We start from the raw sequence: 17,631 nt of genomic DNA on the forward strand, positions 1-17,631 counted from the left end.
GGAAGCTAGCCTTCTGCCCCGGCGCAGGAAATCAGCGCGAAGTATTCACCGAACGACTTCGTCAGGGCGTCCAGCGCCGCCTTACCTTTGACGTCGGTCGCTGCGGACGGCCGTCCGATGATTCCACTGGAGGTGTATGCCGACATGCCGAGCAATCGGAGGTGCGGACGATCCGATGCCTCGTGATCGGCGTGCCGGAACGATGGCCGCACCAGGTCGGGTCTGGCGTGCAGCAGAATCGACGTCTCGAGTTCGCCACCGTGCATGTCCCCATGTGAGTCGGTGTCCATTTCGGCGGCTTCCCTTGCTCGGTTCCAGTCCTCCCGGCCGGGATAGACCACGACGTTGCGGCCGGTGGTGTTGGCCTCTTGTGCGATGTTTCCCAAGACGTAGTTGCCGCCGTGGGCGTTTACCAATACGAGGGTGGTGATGCCGGATCGGTCGAGTGAGCCACGGATATCGCCGATGACGGCGACCAGGGTGGCCGGGCTGAGGCTGACAGTTCCGGCGAATCTCTCGTGCTCGTGCGAACAGGACATCGTCAGCGGCGGTAGGAGGAGTAGCGGGTAATTTTCGGCGAGTTGCCGCGCGATCAGGCAGGCGATGACGGTGTCGGTGATGAGTGGTAGATGGTCGCCGTGTTGCTCGAAACTGCCGACGGGCAGCACTGCGATTCGGGCGCCTGCGTCGGCGACGTCGGTCGAACTGGCGGTGGTCATCAACTCCACTCGAAGCTCCTACCATGACTGGCTCGTGCACGTTGTGCGCTGCGTACGTGGTGGGTCAACTCCCGCGCGGCACCGGTCTGGCCCGCAGCGTGGAGCACGGTGGCAGTGGTACGCAGCTGACCGAGCGTGCGGTGAGACCCGGTTTCGGCGACGATGCCAGCCGCATAACCTCCGAACTCCACCGCCTCCGACCACGAACCTACTCCTGCGTGCGCGGTGGACAGCCGGGCCAGTCCCATGCCCAGATCGCGACGGCTGTCCGCACTCCAGTCGCTCATTCGTTGTTCCAGGATGGCCAGCGCTTGCTCGGGGTCCCCGAGTTCGATCCAGCACTGCGCAGCCTCCATCGCTACATACGCAGGTGAGCAGTAGCCAGCGAGATCGTCCCGTTCCTCGGCTGGCTCGGCCGCCGCTTCCGCCGCCCGGGTGAGCGCCTCGACACACGCCATGACGTCGGTGCGCTCACCTGATCGCGCACGTGCCGCATAGACGTTCGCCTGCTGGCGCAGCAGGACGGCGCGCTGTTGCGGAGTGAGGGCGTCAGCGCGTAACAGCGCTTGGTCGATGAAACGTCCTGCGTGGGAAATCTTTCCGGCGTCGGTGGCGATATTGGAACTTCGCATCAATACGTAGGCGTGGAACTGGACATCGTTCGTCGCCGTGGCGTGCGCCAGGGCGATCCTGGACCAGGATTCGGCAGCTTCGAGGTCCCCGCAGTCCTGGTGTAGCCAGCCCAGCAGTTCGGCGTAGCGCCCCGCCGCGTATCGCAGTCGGCTGCGACCATTGCTGCCGTCGCGGCTCGCGGCCAGGCGCTGGTCGATGAATGTAATGTCGTGTCGCACGACTCGGATCAAGTCATGGGGCCCGGCCAACTGGTCGCGGACCGAGTGCCCGGCCAAGGTGGACAGCATGGCGTCGGCCAGTTGAGTTTCCGTCGGCGTATGGATTGCCGCGGCGAGCCGATCTGGAAGCGCGGCGCTCGATCGCTGCGGCGCAGAAACTGGCTCCCGCCGATCGGGCGGGAGTTCAAACCACAGCAGCAGCGGGGGGATCCCCAGGATTCGCGCGTACGTCGACAGAGTTTCCAGGTTGGTCACTCGCACGCGGCCTTGTTCGATCCGAGAGAGGTGTCCCTGAGTGATCGACAGCCATCGCGCCATGTCCTCCTGGGTTACCCGGTGCCCCCCATGGTGGGGATGACGTCGGTAGGCCCGGATCGCCTTGCCGATGTCGCGAGCGTCGAGTGCCTCGCGAAGGTCCCCGGACCACCATGCGTGATCAGGTAGCGAAGGCAGCCGATCATCAGCACCGCGGCATCGGCCGCAGAGAAACCCCGACGGCGCCTGCGCTGCGCACCGCGGACACAGATCCGGTGCCGCATCGAAATCGACCATCAGAAAACCCTTCCCCCTCGATCGACATGAGTAGTCATCGGATGCATAAAACATATGCATTTTCAGCGCTTCTGATCGCGCTGGTCATGTCCCCAAAATCGTAGCCACAGGTCGATGCTACGACGGCTCGATTCACATGAAGGGCGCCGATATGAGTACTTTCCACGGTCCGATCACTGTTCCGCTACGAATTCGAGCGACCACCCGAAGGCCGCTGCCTATCCTCACCGCCGATCAGCAGGCGGAGCTGAATCCAGGTCTGCGACAGGTGATGGACTACCGCAAGAGCGGGCTGTCGGCGAACTGGATCATCGGTTGCCCGCTGGATTGCACCTACTGCGTGCGCCACGCCTTCGACAATTTCGAGATGAAGGTACCTCGACGGCTCATGGACGAGGAAACCGCGGCTCGGATGCTGCTGCGAAACAAGCACTTTCGACCACACGTCACCCCGATCCAGCTGCTGAACAGGGCGACCGATCCGATGCTTCCGGCCGTGAAGCCGCACACCTTCGAGATGCTGCGCCTGCTCGACGAACAGGGCATCACCAACCACGTCCTGGTCATCACGCGGTGGCGGATCGAGCCGCAAGACTGCGAGATACTCAACACCTTCCACAACATCCGGCTGACCATCCTGGTCACGCACAGTGGAATCGAAGACGAGCGCATCGAACCGGTCGATTCCAACATCGCGGCGGCTTCGCTGCGGACCGCATTCGAGCGCGCCGAAACCTATCGGGTGATCCTGTACTGGCGCCCGATCGTGCCGGGCCTCAACGACTCCGACGCCCACCTGGACCGGGCGCGCGCACTCAGCTACTTTGCCCACGCCACAGTATTCACGGGCCTTTTCTTCAAAGACCAGATCCGCGACTACTACCGCGACAACTGTCTGCCCGAGCTGTACAACGACAACCCCTCACGCAAAGTCTTCCCCGAGCACCTGGAGCAGCGGATCCTCGCCGATCGCGCCCGGTTCGGATCGCCGCTGTTTCGCAAAACGAGTTGCGGGGTGACCTTCGCGCATAGCGTCGCCGACTACAACGGGCACTACGGTGTCCGAGAACTGTGCGATATCTGCCCGGCCGCGCAGATCAAACGCTGCGCAGACGATTGGCGCCGCCCAGGCGAGGAAACGACCGCGGCATGGGTTCAGCGGCTCGGTGGCCAGATGCTCGAGATCACCAACCGGGCTGTGATCGTGGAGGGACTGCCTGAAGGGCGGCGCAACTTCCTTCAGCACAATCTCGGCTACCAGGTCAACGACATCAAGCGCCCGCATCACTTCGGCCGGCACGGACGCGCAGATACCGGATGGACTCGCACCCAGGAGGCGACACGATGATGGTTCCGAATGCACTGCACGGTAGAGACTTCGTCGTCGTAGACGTCGAAGGCAACGGACAGACGCCGCCCGAGATCATCGAGATTGCGGTCCTGGCGGTCTCGGGCGTGACGGTGGAGGTCGATGACATGAGGTCGTGGCTCATCCGCCCTACCCGGCCGATCACCTCTATCGTGACCCGCAAGGTCCACGGCATCACCAACGCCGACGTGGCAGAGTCCCCGACCTGGCCGGAGGTGTCGGAAAAGATCGAGGAGGCCCTGACAGGCCGGGTCTTGGTCGCGCACAACGCGAATCTGGAAAGGCGGGTTCTCTCCGAACACCTGCCGGACTGGACGCCACCGATGGTGCTCGACACGTTGAGGCTGGCCAAGGCGGTGTGGCCCGGCATCGGCAGTTACGCCCTGGAGAAACTGGTTACCCACGCTGAACTGGACACCACCGCAGTCTCCGAACACGGTCATCACCGCGCCGGGTGGGACACCTGGGCGGCCTGGCAGCTGCTGGCGCGGCTGGTCAATGACGGCGGACTCGGTTGGGACGAACTCGTGCAGGCGGCAGCCCCAGCTGAGTTCATTCCGCCCAGGGAGCCAGAGGGTCGACTGTGGTGAGCGCCGATTTCGTGCGCCCGATGACCGTCGCGGTCACAGGGACGCATTCAACCGGAAAGAGCACTTTCCTGCGGCAAGTCGCCGAACAGCTACATCGCGATCGCGTCGAAGTGGCAGTCGTCGCCGACCTCGGCGCCGAGGCCCTGAAGCACGGGTTGCCGATCCTTCAGGACCACACCTGGGCATCCACGCAATGGATCGTCTCACGCGGAATGTCCCTGGAAGTGCAGGCATGGACGCGGGCCGACGTAGTCCTGGTCGACCGGCCCGCACCGGATGCCCTTGGATACTACGAAGCCGTGCTGGAATACCGCGGCGAGCAACCCGATCCCGTAAGCATCGAGCAGCTCGAGCAACTGGTCGCACGGCACGCCCGCCACTATGACCTCGTTTTGCGCACGGTCCTGGATCCGAGAATCCCGCTCGACCTGAGCAAGCCTCGCGGCACCGACCCGCAATTCCGGTCGCTGGCCGACCGGCACATCGCAAAGGTCCTCGAACGACTCGGCATCGGGCACGAGCTGCTGCCCTCTGACGGACACGATCGCGCCCTCGCCGAAGTGACTGCATTCATCCAGGGTGGCCTCGACGTGTGGCCGACGAGAACGACGATCGCTGATCACAAGGCCTAGAGGCTCGATGTACGAGACGGCAAGACACACGAACGACCTACCACAGCGAACACCTTCGGTCGGCCCTCTTGCTCCCTGGAGCGGGTTGCCCATCGAGGTGTTGGCCGACTACCTCACCGCCCTCCGGAAATGGGCGGAGACCCCAGAAGCGTCCCGGAGCCGGAGTGGGTGCTCCTCCGGCCCCCGGTGACTCCCAACCCAGAGATGACATCAGGATCGAGGCGGCAATGAGTTCCAATTGGTGGCAAGACGATGGCGAATCAACAGGCCGGGGGTACAGCGTCCAGGACATCATCGACCGTGTCCAAGCCGAGTGGAGAGCCAGTCGACAGGGGCCTACGGGCTGGCCTCACGCAGCCCCCGACTGGCCCTTCAGCATCGAAGAAGCCCACGCGACCATGCAGCAGCACCGAGGCTGCCGCGCAATCGAGTGCCCTCGCAAGGAGGCGGCACGGCAAACACTGATCGACGCCGGACGCATGAAGCCGGACACATCACGGGAGCACTGAGCATTGAAGTTGCCCCATCGCGAGAGCGGCTGGCGGGCTGTTCGGCGAGCTACTCGACATATTTGACGCGCGCACCCTGGACCCGCCCCGGTACCGGTTTACACACCCCGGCCCCGGGGCGTTGGCGTCCATCTGTTCATAAGTCGCGGAAACCGACTTGGTCCGCACAATGTTGACTCTCGAGCTCGGCCGCGCCTACCGATGCCCGCGGCCCGGCGTGCGGCTGTGACCAGCGTGCCCATCGCACCTGCGGGACGGAAGCGCTCAGTCTCTGCAACCTGTCGGCGCCCTCCGATATAACCTGACGCCATGATCACAGGGGAACTGCGGAGCAAGATCGACCAGTTGTGGAATGCGTTTTGGTCGGGTGGCATCTCGAATCCGCTGGAGGTGATCGAGCAGATCACCTACCTGATGTTCCTCAAGCGTCTCGATGATCTACAGATCGGCAAGGAGCGTAAGGCCAACCGCAGCGGGCGGGCGATCGAGAATCCGATCTACGACGCCGACACCGAGCCGCTGCGCTGGTCGAAGTTACGCGAGCTCGGGCCGGATCAGTTGCTGCGAACCGTCCGCGACGACGTATTCCCCTGGTTGCGGCTGCTCGGCGGCGACGAGTCGACCTACGGCGAGCACATGAAGGACGCCCGGTTCACCATTCCGACGGCGAGCCTGCTCACCAAGGCCGTCGACATGCTTGATGAACTGCCGCTGAGCGAGGGCGGCGACGTCAAGGGCGACCTGTACGAGTACATGCTGTCCAAGATCGCCACCGCTGGCCACAACGGACAGTTTCGCACCCCGCGTCACATCATCGACCTGATGGTCGCGATGATGGCGCCTGGCCCGAACGACGAGATCTGCGACCCGGCGTGCGGCACCGCAGGCTTCCTCGTCGGTGCGGCCGAGTACATCCAGAAGACCCACCGTGAAGCTCTGCTTGAGTCGGCGCAGCAGGATCACTTCCACCGCAGCATGTTCCACGGTTTCGACTTCGACTCGACCATGCTGCGCATCGCCAGCATGAACATGCTTATGCACCAGATCGAGCACCCCGACATCCGCTACCGTGACTCTCTCGCCGAGTCGGTGGCGGGCGAAGCGGGGCGCTACACGATGATCCTGGCCAATCCCCCCTTCGCTGGAAGCCTCGACTACGAAACCACCGCAAAAGACCTTCTCCAGGTGGTGAAGACGAAAAAGACCGAACTGCTGTTTCTCGCCTTGTTTCTGCGCCTGCTCAAGACGGGTGGTCGGGCGGCGGTGATCGTCCCCGACGGCGTGCTGTTCGGGTCGACCAAGGCGCACAAAGACTTGCGCAAGCTTCTCGTCGAGGAGCACGGACTCGACGCCGTGGTCAAACTTCCCTCCGGTGTGTTCAAGCCGTACGCAGGAGTGTCGACGGCGATCCTGTTCTTCACCAAGGATGACGAGACCGACGACGTATGGTTCTACGACGTCACCGCCGACGGATTCAGTCTCGATGACAGACGCAACCCCCTCCTTCCCGACGAAAAGCTCAGTGTCACAGCGACTCTTACCGCCGACGAGCACGCCAAGAACAACCTGCCCGACGTGCTCGCCCGCTGGTCTCGCCACACGACCAGCGAACGAGACCGCGCACGCACCGAACAGAGCTTTTGCGTGCCGAAGGCGGACATCGCCGCTCAGGACTACGACCTCAGTCTTAACCGATACAAGAAGACGATCCACGAAGACGTGGAGCACCGGCCGCCGCTAGCTATCATCGAAGAACTGGAGGCCACCGAGGCGGAGATTCAACAGGGACTGTCGGAGCTGAAGGGAATTTTGTCGTGATATTACCAACAGTCCCACTAGGGGAATTGTGCGAAATAAATATCGGCCGAACCCCATCTAGGAGCGAACGATCCTACTGGGGTAAAGGATTTCCTTGGCTGTCGATCGCAGACATGAACCAGGGCCCGCGTCTCGTCGACACCAAAGAGCAAATAACCCCACTTGCAGCCAAGTCTATAGGCAAACCAGTTACACCTGGAACCGTTGCATTGAGTTTTAAATTAAGCATCGGAAAAGTGGGGGTCATCCAACAGCCGATGTACACCAACGAGGCAATCGCGACACTTCCCATCAGGGACAATAAGAAGATACTTCCCAACTATCTCGCTTGGACGCTCCGAACAATTGACTTGCTTACAGAGTCCGACAATGCAGCAATGGGGAAAACTCTCAACAAGGCCAAGCTAGCGCGCCTCCAGATTCCAGTTCCCGACCTCACCACGCAGCGGCGGATTACAGATGTGCTGGATCGGGTGGATGAGCTGCGGGAGAAGCGGCGGAAGTCCATCGCCCTCCTCGACGACCTCACCCAATCGATCTTCCTCGACATGTTCGGCACCGCAAATTACGATTGGCCAGTCAGGACCGTTGAGGATCTCGCTGCACACGGAAAGAACTCCATCCGAACCGGACCATTTGGGAGCCAGCTTCTCCACGGAGAGTTCGTCGACGAGGGAATACCGGTACTGGGCATCGACAACGCCGTAGATAACGAATTCAAATGGGGACGACCGCGCTACATCACGGATCAGAAGTATCGGAAACTCTCACGTTATACCGTTTTACCTGGCGACGTCCTGATCACGATCATGGGCACCTGTGGCCGGTGCGCAGTCGTACCTGACAATATCCCCACCGCCATCAACACCAAGCACCTGTGCTGCATTACACTCGATCGCAAGAGATGCCTTCCCGAGTACCTACACAGCTACTTCCTCCGACACCCGACTGCGCAGAATTATCTGCAACAGACCGCTAAGGGCGCAATCATGGCCGGCCTGAACATGGGTATCATAAAGTCTCTTCCGGTTAGCATACCACCATTGGAACTACAGGAGCGCTATTCTCAGCAAATCCAACACATTCGTCATTCAAAAGCGGTTTCCGAGAGACACCTCGAATCCCTCAACGCCCTCTTCGCCTCCATCCAATCCCGCGCCTTCCGCGGCGAACTCTGGCAAGATGACCTGAAAGATCTGTAAGGGGAGGGTTTTTCGTGACCGACAGCAACTTCGACTTCCTGCAGGCAGAGTGGCCGGAGCTGTACGCCGAGGCCAGACGGGCGGAGCGGAGCGCGGTTGGTGATCCGCGGGTGTCGTGTTTCTTCGCGCGGCGAGCTTTGGAGTTGGCAGTCAACTGGCTGTTCAAGGCCGACGATGCGTTGCGGATGCCGTATCGGGATGATCTGAGCGCCAAGATCAAGGAACCAACACTGGTGCGGGTGGCGGGGTCGGTGATCGTCACGAAGATGGATGTGGTGCGGCGGCGCGGGAACATCGCCGTCCACCGGACGGGCGAGGTGCCCCTACAGGATGCGGTGGGCGCGGTCGGCGAGCTGTTCCATGTGCTGTATTGGCTGGGGCGGACGTATGCACGCACCGAGGAGGGCAAGCCGTTCGACGGGCAGCGGTTCGATACTTCGCTGATTCCCCGGCCTGAGCCCGCCGACGTGCGGCGGAAGAAGTACGCCGAAGTCCAGCAGATGGCGGCCGATTTCGCGGCGCAGCAAGCCGAGCTGGCGGCGGAACGGCGGCAGCGCAAGGAGCTCGATGACGAGGTCAAGCGGTTGCGGGCCGAGGTTAAGGCGGCGAAGGCGGCCAATGCCACGGTTCCGGACCGTCACGACTACTCGGAGGCGGAGACCCGGACTCAGCTGATCGACCTGCTGTTGCAGGAGGCGGGGTGGGCGCTGGACGGGCCAGACGACCGCGAATACCCGGTCACCGGGATGCCGACCGACAGCGGCAAAGGCAAAGTCGACTACGTGCTGTGGGACGACAACGGCAAACCGCTCGCGGTAGTGGAGGCCAAGCGCACGTCCAAGAGTGTGGAATCGGGCAAGTATCAGGCCTCGCTGTATGCCGACGCGCTAGAGGAGCAGCACGGGCAGCGGCCGATCATCTTCTACACCAATGGCTACGACACGCAGATCTGGGACGACGCCTTCTACCCGCCCCGCCCGGTCCAGGGTTTCTACACCAAAGACCAGCTGCGCACACTCATTCGGCGGCGCGCGGGGCGCAAGGTCCTCGCCACGGAGCCGATCAACGACGCCATCGTCAACCGGCACTACCAGCATCGGGCGATCCGTCGCATCGGTGAGGCGTTCGAGAAGGACAAGCAGAGGCAAGCCCTGCTGGTGATGGCGACGGGAACGGGGAAAACGCGCACAGTGATCGGGCTCGTTGATCAGCTGATCCGGGCCGGTTGGGTGAAGCGGGTGCTGTTTTTGGCCGACCGGCAGGCACTGGTGTCGCAGGCGACGAACGCGTTCAAGACCCACCTGCCGAGCGTGCCGACGGTGAACCTGCTCACCGAGAAGGACAGCAGCGCCCGCGTCTACGTGTCGACGTATCCGACGATGCTGAACCTCATCAATCAGATCGACGACACCCAGCAACGGCAATTCGGGCCCGGCTACTTCGATCTCGTGGTCATCGACGAGGCACACAGGTCGGTGTACCAGAAGTACGGCGCGATCTTCGAGCATTTCGATTCGCTGCTGGTGGGATTGACCGCGACTCCGAAGAACGAGATCGACCGCAACACCTACCGGTTGTTCCACCTCGAGGAAGGTGTGCCGACCGACGTCTACGACCTGGAACAGGCTGTAGCCGAGGGCTATCTGGTCCCGCCAGTGGCGAAAGCGGTGCCGTTGAAGTTCCTGCGCTCCGGCATCCGATACTCCGAGCTGTCCGACGACGAGAAGGCGTACTGGGAAGACCTCGAATGGCGCGATGACGAGGACATTCCCGAAGCGGTCGACGCGCACGCGCTGAACCAGTTCCTCTTCAACCACGACACCATCGATCAGATGCTGCTCGTGCTCATGGAACAGGGCGACCGGGTCGCCGACGGGGAACGGATCGGCAAGACGATCATCTTCGCCCGCAACAACCGGCACGCCGAACTGATCGTGCAACGGTTCCGCGTGCTCTATCCCGACCTGCCTGGCGATTTCATCGAGATGGTCACCCACAGCGTCAGCCATGCTCAGAGCCTCATCGACAAGTTCGAGAATCCGGACAGGGCGCCGCATATCGCGGTCTCGGTCGACATGCTCGACACGGGGATCGACGTGCCCGCTGTCGCGAACCTGGTGTTCGCGAAGGCCGTGCGCACCAGCACCAAGTACTGGCAGATGATCGGTCGCGGCACGCGGTTGTGCCCAGACCTGTACGCGCCGAACCTGGACAAAGAACGGTTCGTGGTGTTCGACCTGTGCCAGAACGTCGAGTACTTCAACCAAGACCTGCCCACCGCCGAAGGACGCACGCAGGCGTCGATGAGCGAGAAAGTGTTCGAGGCCCGCGCCGACCTGCTGCACAACCTCGACCGTCTCCATTCGCCGGATGACCGGCCCACCGACATCTCGGACAGCGAACCGGAGAGCCTGCCCGACGTGCGGTGGCAGCTGGCCGAACGTCTGCGGGTGGAAGTGGCCAGCATGAACACCCAGAACGTCGAGGTGCGCAAGGAACTGCGGTACGTCGAGAAGTTCGCCGAGCGGAACAGCTGGGACATCGTCACCCCTGAGATCCGGGTGGAGGTTGGCAAACTGGCCGGACTGCCCACCCAGTTCAACGACGACGACCCCGGTCCGGCGGCTAAGCGATTCGATCTGCTCACGCTGCGGCTCCAACTCGCGCACCTCACCGGTGACACGACTTACGACGGACTGCGGGAGAAAGTCCAGGAGATCGCCAACGCGCTCCTGGATCCCAGCCTGAACAGCATCACCGCCATCAGGCAGCGGCATGAATTCCTCGAAGATGTGGCCGGCGACGCATGGTGGGAGGATGTTACCCTCCCGATGCTCGAAACGCTGCGCCGACGACTGCGGGGATTGGTCAAGGCGATTCCCCCCAAAGGCACCCAGAATCCGCTCTACACCGATTTCCGGGACAAACTCGGCGATGTCAGCGAGGTCGCGATAGCCGTGCTACCCGGCGGCGGCAAGGGCACGGCGCGCTTCGAATCGAAGGTCCGCACCTACCTGCGCAGTCATGAGGACGTGCTCGCGGTGCAGAAACTGCTGCGCAACAAGCAGATCACCTCGGCCGACCTCGGCGAACTCGAAAAGATCTTCCTGGACAGCGGATTCGGCACCGTCGAGGACATCGAGCACGCCGCCGCCACCCACGGCGGACTCGGCCTGTTCCTCCGTTCGCTCACCGGCCTCGACGCCACCGCAGCTACCACGGCCTTCGACGAATTCCACAAAGGCCGCGCTCTCACCGCCAGCCAACTCCACTTCTTGAACCTACTCACCGAGTACGTCAGGAAGAACGGGGTGATCGAGGTGGGCGCGCTCTACGAGCAGCCGTTCAAAGCGGTGGCGCCGACGGGACCGGAGGACATCTTCTCCGAGGAAGAGGTGGACCGAATCGTCGCGGTCGTGAAGAACATCCGAACCACTGCGCTGCCCGCTGAAGCCGAGCACGCGGCACACGGATAAAGCGGATCAGGCGAGCTCCTCGATCTTCGCGGCCACTTCCGCCCCGCTGAGGGGTTCGCGGGCGAAGACGGCGATGGTGTCGTCGCCCGCGATGGTGCCGACGATGTACGGCAAGGCGGCGCGGTCGAGGGCGCTGGCCAAGTAGTGCGCCGCGCCGGGCGGGGTGCGCAGGACCGCGATGTTGCCGCTGGCGTCGGTGGAGACCAGCAGGTCGCCGAGCAGCTTGGACAACCGGTCGGTGCCGCCGGTGACGCCGCGGACGGGGCTGCCGTCCTCGGGCACCACGTAGACGCCCGCGCCGCCGTCGGCGGCGCGCAGCTTCACCGCGCCGAGTTCGTCCAGGTCCCGCGACAGCGTCGCCTGCGTGGTCTCGATGCCCTCGGCCGCGAGCAGCGCCGCCAGCTCGGTCTGGCTGCGCACCGCGTGCGCCGACAGCAGTTCGATGATGCGCGACTGCCGCCCGGCACGGGTGCGCGCGATGGCCGGGCCGCTTCTGACCTCGGTCACGTCGCTCCCCCGGATCGTCGCTCCAGCAGCCAGACCAGCAGCGCCTTCTGCGCGTGCAGGCGGTTCTCCGCCTCATCCCACACCACGCTGCGCGGCCCGTCGAGCACCTCGTCGGTGACCTCTTCGCCGCGGTGCGCGGGCAGGCAGTGCAGCACCACCGCATCCGGCTCGGCGTGGGCGAGCAGTTCGGCGTTGAGCTGGAACGGCCGGAACGGACCGACGCGGTCCAGGCCGTCGTTCTCCTGTCCCATGGAGGTCCAGGTATCGGTGACCAGCGCATCGGCGCCCCATGCGGCGGCGACCGGGTCGGCGGTCAGCGTGATGGTGGCGCCGGTCTCGGCGGCCCGCTTGCGCGCGGCCTCCACCACCCACGGCTGCGGCTCGAACCCGGCGGGCGCGGCGATGGTCACGTTCAGCCCCGCCGTGACGCCGCCGAGCAGCAGCGAATGCGCCATGTTGTTGGCGCCGTCGCCGAAGTAGGCGAGTTCGCGTCCGGTCAGGTCGCCCTTGTGCTCGGCGAGCGTCTGCAGGTCCGCGAGCACCTGGCAGGGATGGAACTCGTCGGACAGCGCGTTGACCACCGGCACCGTCGCTGTGGCGGCCATCTCGTCCAGCCGGGACTGCTCGAAGGTGCGCCACACGATGGCGTCCACGTACCGGGACAGCACCCGGCCGGTGTCACCGAGCGTCTCCTCCCGGCCCAGCTGGGTGTCGCGGCCGTCGACGACCACGGCGTGCCCGCCGAGCTGGGCGATGCCCATCTCGAAGGAGAACCGGGTGCGGGTGGAGTTCTTCTCGAAGATCACGCCGACGCCGCGCGGGCCCTCGAGCGGGCGCCGCGCGAAAGGTGATTTCTTGAGTTCGGCGGCGAGGGCGAGGATCTCGGCCTGCTCGGCCGGGCTGACATCGTCGTCACGCAGGAAGTGCCTGACAAAACTCATTGCGCCGCAGCCCCTTTCGCGTCCGCGAGCGCGGCGTCGAGGATTTCCGGCAGGTCGGCGACGAAGTTGTCCGCCTGGGTCTCGGAGAGCACCAGCGGCGGCGCCAGCCGGATCACGTCGGGCTTGGCCGGGTTGACCAGATAGCCCGCCTCCCGCGCCCGCGCCTCGACGTGCGCGGAGACCTCGTCGGTGAGCACGATGCCGAGCAGCAGGCCCGCACCGCGCACCTGCTCGACGAGCGGGTGCTCGAGCAGCTCGATCCCGTCGCTGAGCCGCTTGCCGACCGACTCGACGTGCGAGAGCAGATCGGTCTCGTCGATCGTGCGCAGCACCGCGAGCGCCGCCGCCGCGCACACCGGATTACCGCCGAAGGTGGTGCCGTGCATGCCGGGGGTGAGCAGATCGGCCGCGCGGCCGTTGGCCAGCACCGCGCCGATGGGCAGTCCACCGCCGAGGCCCTTGGCCAGCGTGATCACGTCGGGCACGATGCCGACGGCCTGGTGGGCGTAGAACTTCCCGGTCCGGCCGATGCCGGTCTGCACCTCGTCGAGCACGAGCAGCGCCCCGTGCCGCGCCGTGATCTGGCGCGCCTTGGCCAAGTAGTCGAACGGCGGTACCACCACGCCGCTCTCCCCCATCATCGGCTCGAGGAACACCGCCGCGGTGTCCTCGTCGACCGCGGCTTCCAGTGCCGCGGCGTCACCGTAGGGCACGTGCACGACGCCGGGCGGCATCGGTTCGAAAGGGGTGCGCTTGGACGGCTGGCCGGTGAGGGCGAGCGCGCCCATGGTGCGGCCGTGGAACGCCTCCTCGCAGGCGACGATCTTGGGCCGCCCGGTGAGCCGGGCGATCTTGAACGCCGCTTCGACGGCCTCGGTGCCGGAGTTGCAGAAGAACGCCCGGCCGTCGCCGTCGCCGAAGTGCGCGAGCAACCGCTCGGCCAGTTCGATGACCGGCTCGCTGGCGTACAGATTCGACACGTGCCCCAGCGTGCCGAGCTGCTGGGTGACCGCCTCCAGGATCGCCGGGTGGGCGTGGCCGAGGCTGTTGACCGCGATGCCGCCGAGGAAGTCGACGTAGCGCTTGCCGTCCGCGTCGTAGACCACGGCCCCCGCGCCGCGCACCAGCGCGACCTTCGGCGTGCCGTAGTTGTTCATCAGCGCGGCGGACCACCGCTTCTGCAGTTCAGCTGTGCTCATTGTTTCGTTCCGTTCGGTGCGCCGGACCCGTTCGGGATGAGCGGGGCGGGGGTCACCATCGTTCCGATTCCTTCTCCGGTGAACAGTTCCAGCAGCACGGCGTGCGGCACCCGGCCGTCGATGACATGCGCGGTCGGTACACCGGCCGACACCGCGCGCAGACAGGCTTCCATTTTGGGCACCATGCCCGCATCCAGGCGCGGGAGCAACTCGGCCAGCGCGGCCGTATCGATGCTGGAGGTGAGCGAGGACCGGTCCGGCCAGTTCGTGTACAGGCCCTCGACGTCGGTGAGCACCACCAGTTTCTCGGCGCCGATGCCCTCGGCGAGCGCCGCGGCGGCGGTGTCGGCGTTGATGTTGTGCACCACGCCCTCGGCGTCCGGCGCGATGGTCGACACCACCGGGATGCGGCCCGCGCCGATCAGGTCCAGCACGGCGTCCGGGTTCACCTCGGTGACGTCGCCGACCAGGCCGATGTCGGTGGGCTCGCCGTCCACCTCGACGGTGCGGCGGGTCGCGGTGAACAGCCCGGCGTCCTCACCGGAGATGCCGACCGCGTACGGGCCGTGCGAGTTGATCAGGCCGACCAGTTCGCGACCGACCTGGCCGAACAGCACCATCCGCACCACGTCCATCACCTCCGGAGTGGTCACCCGGAAGCCGCCGCGGAATTCGCCCTGTAGGCCGAGCTTCTTCAGCATCGCGCTGATCTGCGGGCCGCCGCCGTGCACGACCACCGGGTGCACGCCGACCGTGCGCAGGAACGCCATGTCGGCGGCGAAGGCCTGCTTGAGGTGATCGTCGATCATGGCGTTGCCGCCGTACTTCACGACGACGATCTTGTCCCGGAACTTCTGCAACCACGGCAGGGCATCGGCCAAGACGTGCGCTTTGTCCAGCGCGGAGAGCGAATGCAGCACCTGACTGGTCATGAGCTGTAGGCCGAGTTCTCTTCGACGTAACCGTGCGACAGGTCGGTGGTGCGGATGCTCGCGCTCGCCGATCCGACGTTCAGCTCGATCAGCACCTCGATGTCGGTGCCGGACAGGTCGACCGCGCGGGCGCCGGGCGCGCCGACGCCATCGATGCACACCGGCTTGCCGTTGAACGACACCGAGATCCGGTTCGGGTCGAGCGTGACCGGCGCCATGCCGACCGCGGCGAGCACCCGGCCCCAGTTCGGGTCCGACCCGAACAGCGCCGTCTTGACCAGGCTGTCGCGGGCGACGGTGCGCGCCGCGGCGACGGCCTCGTCCTCGGTGGCCGCGCCCGCGACGGTGACCAGCACCCGCTTGGTGACGCCCTCGGCGTCGGCCATCAGCTGGGCGGCCAGGTCGTCGCAGACCGCGAGCACGGCGGCGTCGAGCTCCTCCTGGCCGGGCGTGACTTCGCTGGCGCCGTTGGCCAGCAGCAGCACGGTGTCGTTGGTGGAGCAGGAGCCGTCCACGTCGAGCCGGTCGAAGGTTCGCGCGGTGGCGTTGCGCAGCGCCTGGTCGAGTTGCTCGGCGGTCACCGCCGCGTCGGTGGTGAGCACCACCAGCATGGTGGCCAGCGAAGGCGCGAGCATGCCCGCGCCCTTCGCCATGCCGCCGACGTTCCACTTGTCGCGGTGGTGGAACGCCGCCTCCTTGGGCACGGTGTCGGTGGTCATGATGGCCCAGGCGGCATCCGAGCCGCCGGACAGTCCGCCGCCCATCTCGTGCACGATCTCGGTGACGGCGGGGAGCAGTTTGTCCATCGGGAGCCGGTCGCCGATCAGTCCGGTCGAGCAGACGGCGATCTCACCCGCGCCGGTCTCGGTGCCCCAATTGCTCAGCGCGGCGGCGAGTTCCTCGGCGGTCTTGTGGGTGTCCTGGAATCCGCCCGGGCCGGTGCAGGCATTGGCGCCGCCCGAGTTCAGGATCACCGCGCGCAGCCGCTTGCCGGTCAGCACTTGCTGAGACCACAGCACCGGAGCCGCCTTCACCTTGTTGCGGGTGAATACGCCTGCCGCCGGGTACTCCGGGCCTTCGTTGAACACCAGCGCCAGATCGGGCTTGCCGCTGGTCTTGATGCCCGCGGCGATGCCCGCCGCGCGGAAGCCGAGCGGGGCGGTCACGCCCTGCGTCCGGACCAGCTTGCCGTCGGCGATGTCGACTGTCGTCACGGTGCCACTCCTACGGTGGAAAGTCCTTCGGTCTCCTCGAATCCGAGGGCCAGGTTCATCGATTGGACCGCGGCGCCCGCGGTGCCCTTGGTCAAGTTGTCGATCGCGCCGATCACCACGAGCAGGCCCGCGTCGGCGTCCACCGCGACCTGCAGGGTGACGGCGTTGGAGCCGAGCACCGAACCGGTCTGCGGCAGCGTGCCCTCCGGCAGCAGGTGCACGAAAGGCTCGTCGGCATAGGCTTTCTCGTAGACGGCGCGCGCCTGCGCGGCGTCCACGCGCGTGGGCGCGGTACAGGTGGCGAGGATGCCGCGCGGCATAGGCGCGAGAACCGGCGTGAACGACACCGCGACGTCCGTGCCGCCCGCCGCCGTCAGGTTCTGCGCGATCTCCGGTGTGTGCCGGTGCGCGCCCGCGATCCCGTAGGCCCGCGCCGAACCCATCACCTCCGACCCCAGCAGGCCGATGTCCAGCTTGCGGCCCGCGCCGGAGGCGCCGCTCACCGCGACCACGTGCACGGCGGGCTCCACGATGCCCGCGGCGACGGCGGGAGCCAGCGCGAGGCTGGCGACGGTCGGATAGCAGCCGGGGACCGCGATCCGCGTCGCGCCGCGCAGTTTCTCCCGGCCACCGGGCAGCTCGGGCAGACCGTAGGGCCAGCTGCCCGCGTGCGGGCTGCCGTAGTATTTCTCCCAGGCCCTCGGGTCGGTGAGGCGGAAGTCGGCGCCGCAGTCGATGACCACCGTGGACTCGGGGAGTTCGGCGGCGATGGCCGCCGACTGACCGTGCGGCAGGCCGAGGAAGACCACATCGTGGCCGGCCAGTTCGGCGGTCGTGGTCGGTGCGAGCACCCGGTCGGCCAGCGGCAGCAGATGCGGCTGCAATTCTCCCAGCGCGGTGCCTGCGTTCGAGCCCGCGGTCAGCGCCCCGATGACGAGGCGCCCGGTTCGGTAGGCCGGATGCCCCAGCAGCAGACGCAACACTTCGCCGCCCGCGTACCCGCTGGCACCGGCTACCGCGACCCGCACGACGGGTCCGACCGAGGAATCAACCATGTGATGATTATGCATGACCATGCAAGCTCATTCACAGCCTGGTCGCCGCGAGCGTGGTCACGAGG

14 protein-coding genes are annotated in these 17,631 nt (G+C 65.4%); 6 read left to right on the forward strand and 8 right to left on the reverse strand.

Annotation, left to right across the window (positions count from 1 at the left end; genetic code table 11):
- Positions 1–5: 5 nt before the first annotated feature.
- Together ABZ420_RS11915 and ABZ420_RS11920 are read right to left on the reverse strand one after the other, a co-directional pair.
- Positions 6–719, reverse strand: a complete 714-nt coding sequence (locus tag ABZ420_RS11915; protein WP_357120605.1) for a creatininase family protein — start codon at positions 717–719, stop codon at positions 6–8.
- Positions 719–2,122, reverse strand: coding sequence for a helix-turn-helix transcriptional regulator (locus tag ABZ420_RS11920; protein ID WP_357120610.1), 1,404 nt, complete (start codon positions 2,120–2,122; stop codon positions 719–721). The genes ABZ420_RS11915 and ABZ420_RS11920 overlap by 1 nt, the downstream gene beginning before the upstream one ends.
- 517 nt (positions 2,123–2,639) lie before the next feature.
- Between ABZ420_RS11920 and ABZ420_RS11925 the strand changes: the two genes are divergently transcribed.
- The 6 genes from ABZ420_RS11925 to ABZ420_RS11950 all read left to right on the forward strand — a co-directional run bounded on the left by ABZ420_RS11925 (position 2,640) and on the right by ABZ420_RS11950 (position 11,718).
- On the forward strand, positions 2,640–3,470 hold the full coding sequence (locus ABZ420_RS11925; RefSeq protein WP_357120613.1) for a radical SAM protein: 831 nt from the start codon (positions 2,640–2,642) through the stop codon (positions 3,468–3,470).
- Positions 3,467–4,081 (forward strand): 3'-5' exonuclease, encoded by a 615-nt coding sequence (locus ABZ420_RS11930; RefSeq protein WP_357120616.1) that lies wholly within the window; start codon positions 3,467–3,469, stop codon positions 4,079–4,081. The genes ABZ420_RS11925 and ABZ420_RS11930 overlap by 4 nt, the downstream gene beginning before the upstream one ends.
- A gap of 20 nt (positions 4,082–4,101) precedes the next feature.
- Complete coding sequence (locus tag ABZ420_RS11935) at positions 4,102–4,713, forward strand: AAA family ATPase (RefSeq protein WP_357120619.1); 612 nt, start codon at positions 4,102–4,104, stop codon at positions 4,711–4,713.
- A gap of 818 nt (positions 4,714–5,531) precedes the next feature.
- On the forward strand, positions 5,532–7,040 hold the full coding sequence (locus ABZ420_RS11940; RefSeq protein ID WP_357120622.1) for a class I SAM-dependent DNA methyltransferase: 1,509 nt from the start codon (positions 5,532–5,534) through the stop codon (positions 7,038–7,040).
- On the forward strand, positions 7,037–8,242 hold the full coding sequence (locus tag ABZ420_RS11945) for a restriction endonuclease subunit S (protein ID WP_357120625.1): 1,206 nt from the start codon (positions 7,037–7,039) through the stop codon (positions 8,240–8,242). Before ABZ420_RS11940 ends, ABZ420_RS11945 begins: the two co-directional genes overlap by 4 nt.
- Positions 8,243–8,256: 14 nt before the next feature.
- Positions 8,257–11,718, forward strand: a complete 3,462-nt coding sequence (locus ABZ420_RS11950; protein ID WP_357120628.1) for a DEAD/DEAH box helicase family protein — start codon at positions 8,257–8,259, stop codon at positions 11,716–11,718.
- A gap of 6 nt (positions 11,719–11,724) precedes the next feature.
- Here the strand turns inward: ABZ420_RS11950 and ABZ420_RS11955 are convergent, their stop codons facing one another.
- Genes ABZ420_RS11955 through argC form a run of 6 tightly spaced genes read right to left on the reverse strand, consistent with a single transcriptional unit; the run spans position 11,725 to position 17,566 of the window.
- On the reverse strand, positions 11,725–12,225 hold the full coding sequence (locus tag ABZ420_RS11955; RefSeq protein WP_357120631.1) for an arginine repressor: 501 nt from the start codon (positions 12,223–12,225) through the stop codon (positions 11,725–11,727).
- A complete protein-coding gene (gene argF / locus ABZ420_RS11960; protein WP_357120634.1) occupies positions 12,222–13,166 on the reverse strand; it encodes an ornithine carbamoyltransferase in 945 nt (314 codons plus the stop codon). The genes ABZ420_RS11955 and argF overlap by 4 nt, the downstream gene beginning before the upstream one ends.
- Entirely contained in the window at positions 13,163–14,365 is a 1,203-nt protein-coding gene (locus ABZ420_RS11965) for an acetylornithine transaminase (protein WP_357120637.1), read from the reverse strand. Before ABZ420_RS11965 ends, argF begins: the two co-directional genes overlap by 4 nt.
- Complete coding sequence (gene argB / locus ABZ420_RS11970) at positions 14,362–15,297, reverse strand: acetylglutamate kinase (protein WP_062970740.1); 936 nt, start codon at positions 15,295–15,297, stop codon at positions 14,362–14,364. The genes ABZ420_RS11965 and argB overlap by 4 nt, the downstream gene beginning before the upstream one ends.
- On the reverse strand, positions 15,294–16,511 hold the full coding sequence (argJ, locus tag ABZ420_RS11975; protein WP_357120640.1) for a bifunctional glutamate N-acetyltransferase/amino-acid acetyltransferase ArgJ: 1,218 nt from the start codon (positions 16,509–16,511) through the stop codon (positions 15,294–15,296). Before argJ ends, argB begins: the two co-directional genes overlap by 4 nt.
- Positions 16,508–17,566, reverse strand: a complete 1,059-nt coding sequence (gene argC / locus ABZ420_RS11980) for an N-acetyl-gamma-glutamyl-phosphate reductase (protein WP_357120643.1) — start codon at positions 17,564–17,566, stop codon at positions 16,508–16,510. The genes argJ and argC overlap by 4 nt, the downstream gene beginning before the upstream one ends.
- Positions 17,567–17,631 lie beyond the last annotated feature (65 nt).

The sequence above is a fragment of the Nocardia sp. NPDC005745 genome, from assembly GCF_040630775.1.
Classification (GTDB): Bacteria; Actinomycetota; Actinomycetes; order Mycobacteriales; family Mycobacteriaceae; genus Nocardia.

Coding starts and splice junctions, on each gene's coding strand:
- ABZ420_RS11930 (WP_357120616.1), top strand. CDS start 3,467: ATGATGGTTCCGAATGCACTGCACGGTAGAGACTTCGTCGTCGTAGAC.
- ABZ420_RS11915 (WP_357120605.1), bottom strand. CDS start 719: ATGACCACCGCCAGTTCGACCGACGTCGCCGACGCAGGCGCCCGAATC.
- argF (WP_357120634.1), bottom strand. CDS start 13,166: ATGAGTTTTGTCAGGCACTTCCTGCGTGACGACGATGTCAGCCCGGCC.
- ABZ420_RS11965 (WP_357120637.1), bottom strand. CDS start 14,365: ATGAGCACAGCTGAACTGCAGAAGCGGTGGTCCGCCGCGCTGATGAAC.
- argC (WP_357120643.1), bottom strand. CDS start 17,566: ATGGTTGATTCCTCGGTCGGACCCGTCGTGCGGGTCGCGGTAGCCGGT.
- ABZ420_RS11935 (WP_357120619.1), top strand. CDS start 4,102: ATGACCGTCGCGGTCACAGGGACGCATTCAACCGGAAAGAGCACTTTC.
- argB (WP_062970740.1), bottom strand. CDS start 15,297: ATGACCAGTCAGGTGCTGCATTCGCTCTCCGCGCTGGACAAAGCGCAC.
- ABZ420_RS11925 (WP_357120613.1), top strand. CDS start 2,640: ATGCTGCGCCTGCTCGACGAACAGGGCATCACCAACCACGTCCTGGTC.
- ABZ420_RS11940 (WP_357120622.1), top strand. CDS start 5,532: ATGATCACAGGGGAACTGCGGAGCAAGATCGACCAGTTGTGGAATGCG.
- ABZ420_RS11920 (WP_357120610.1), bottom strand. CDS start 2,122: ATGGTCGATTTCGATGCGGCACCGGATCTGTGTCCGCGGTGCGCAGCG.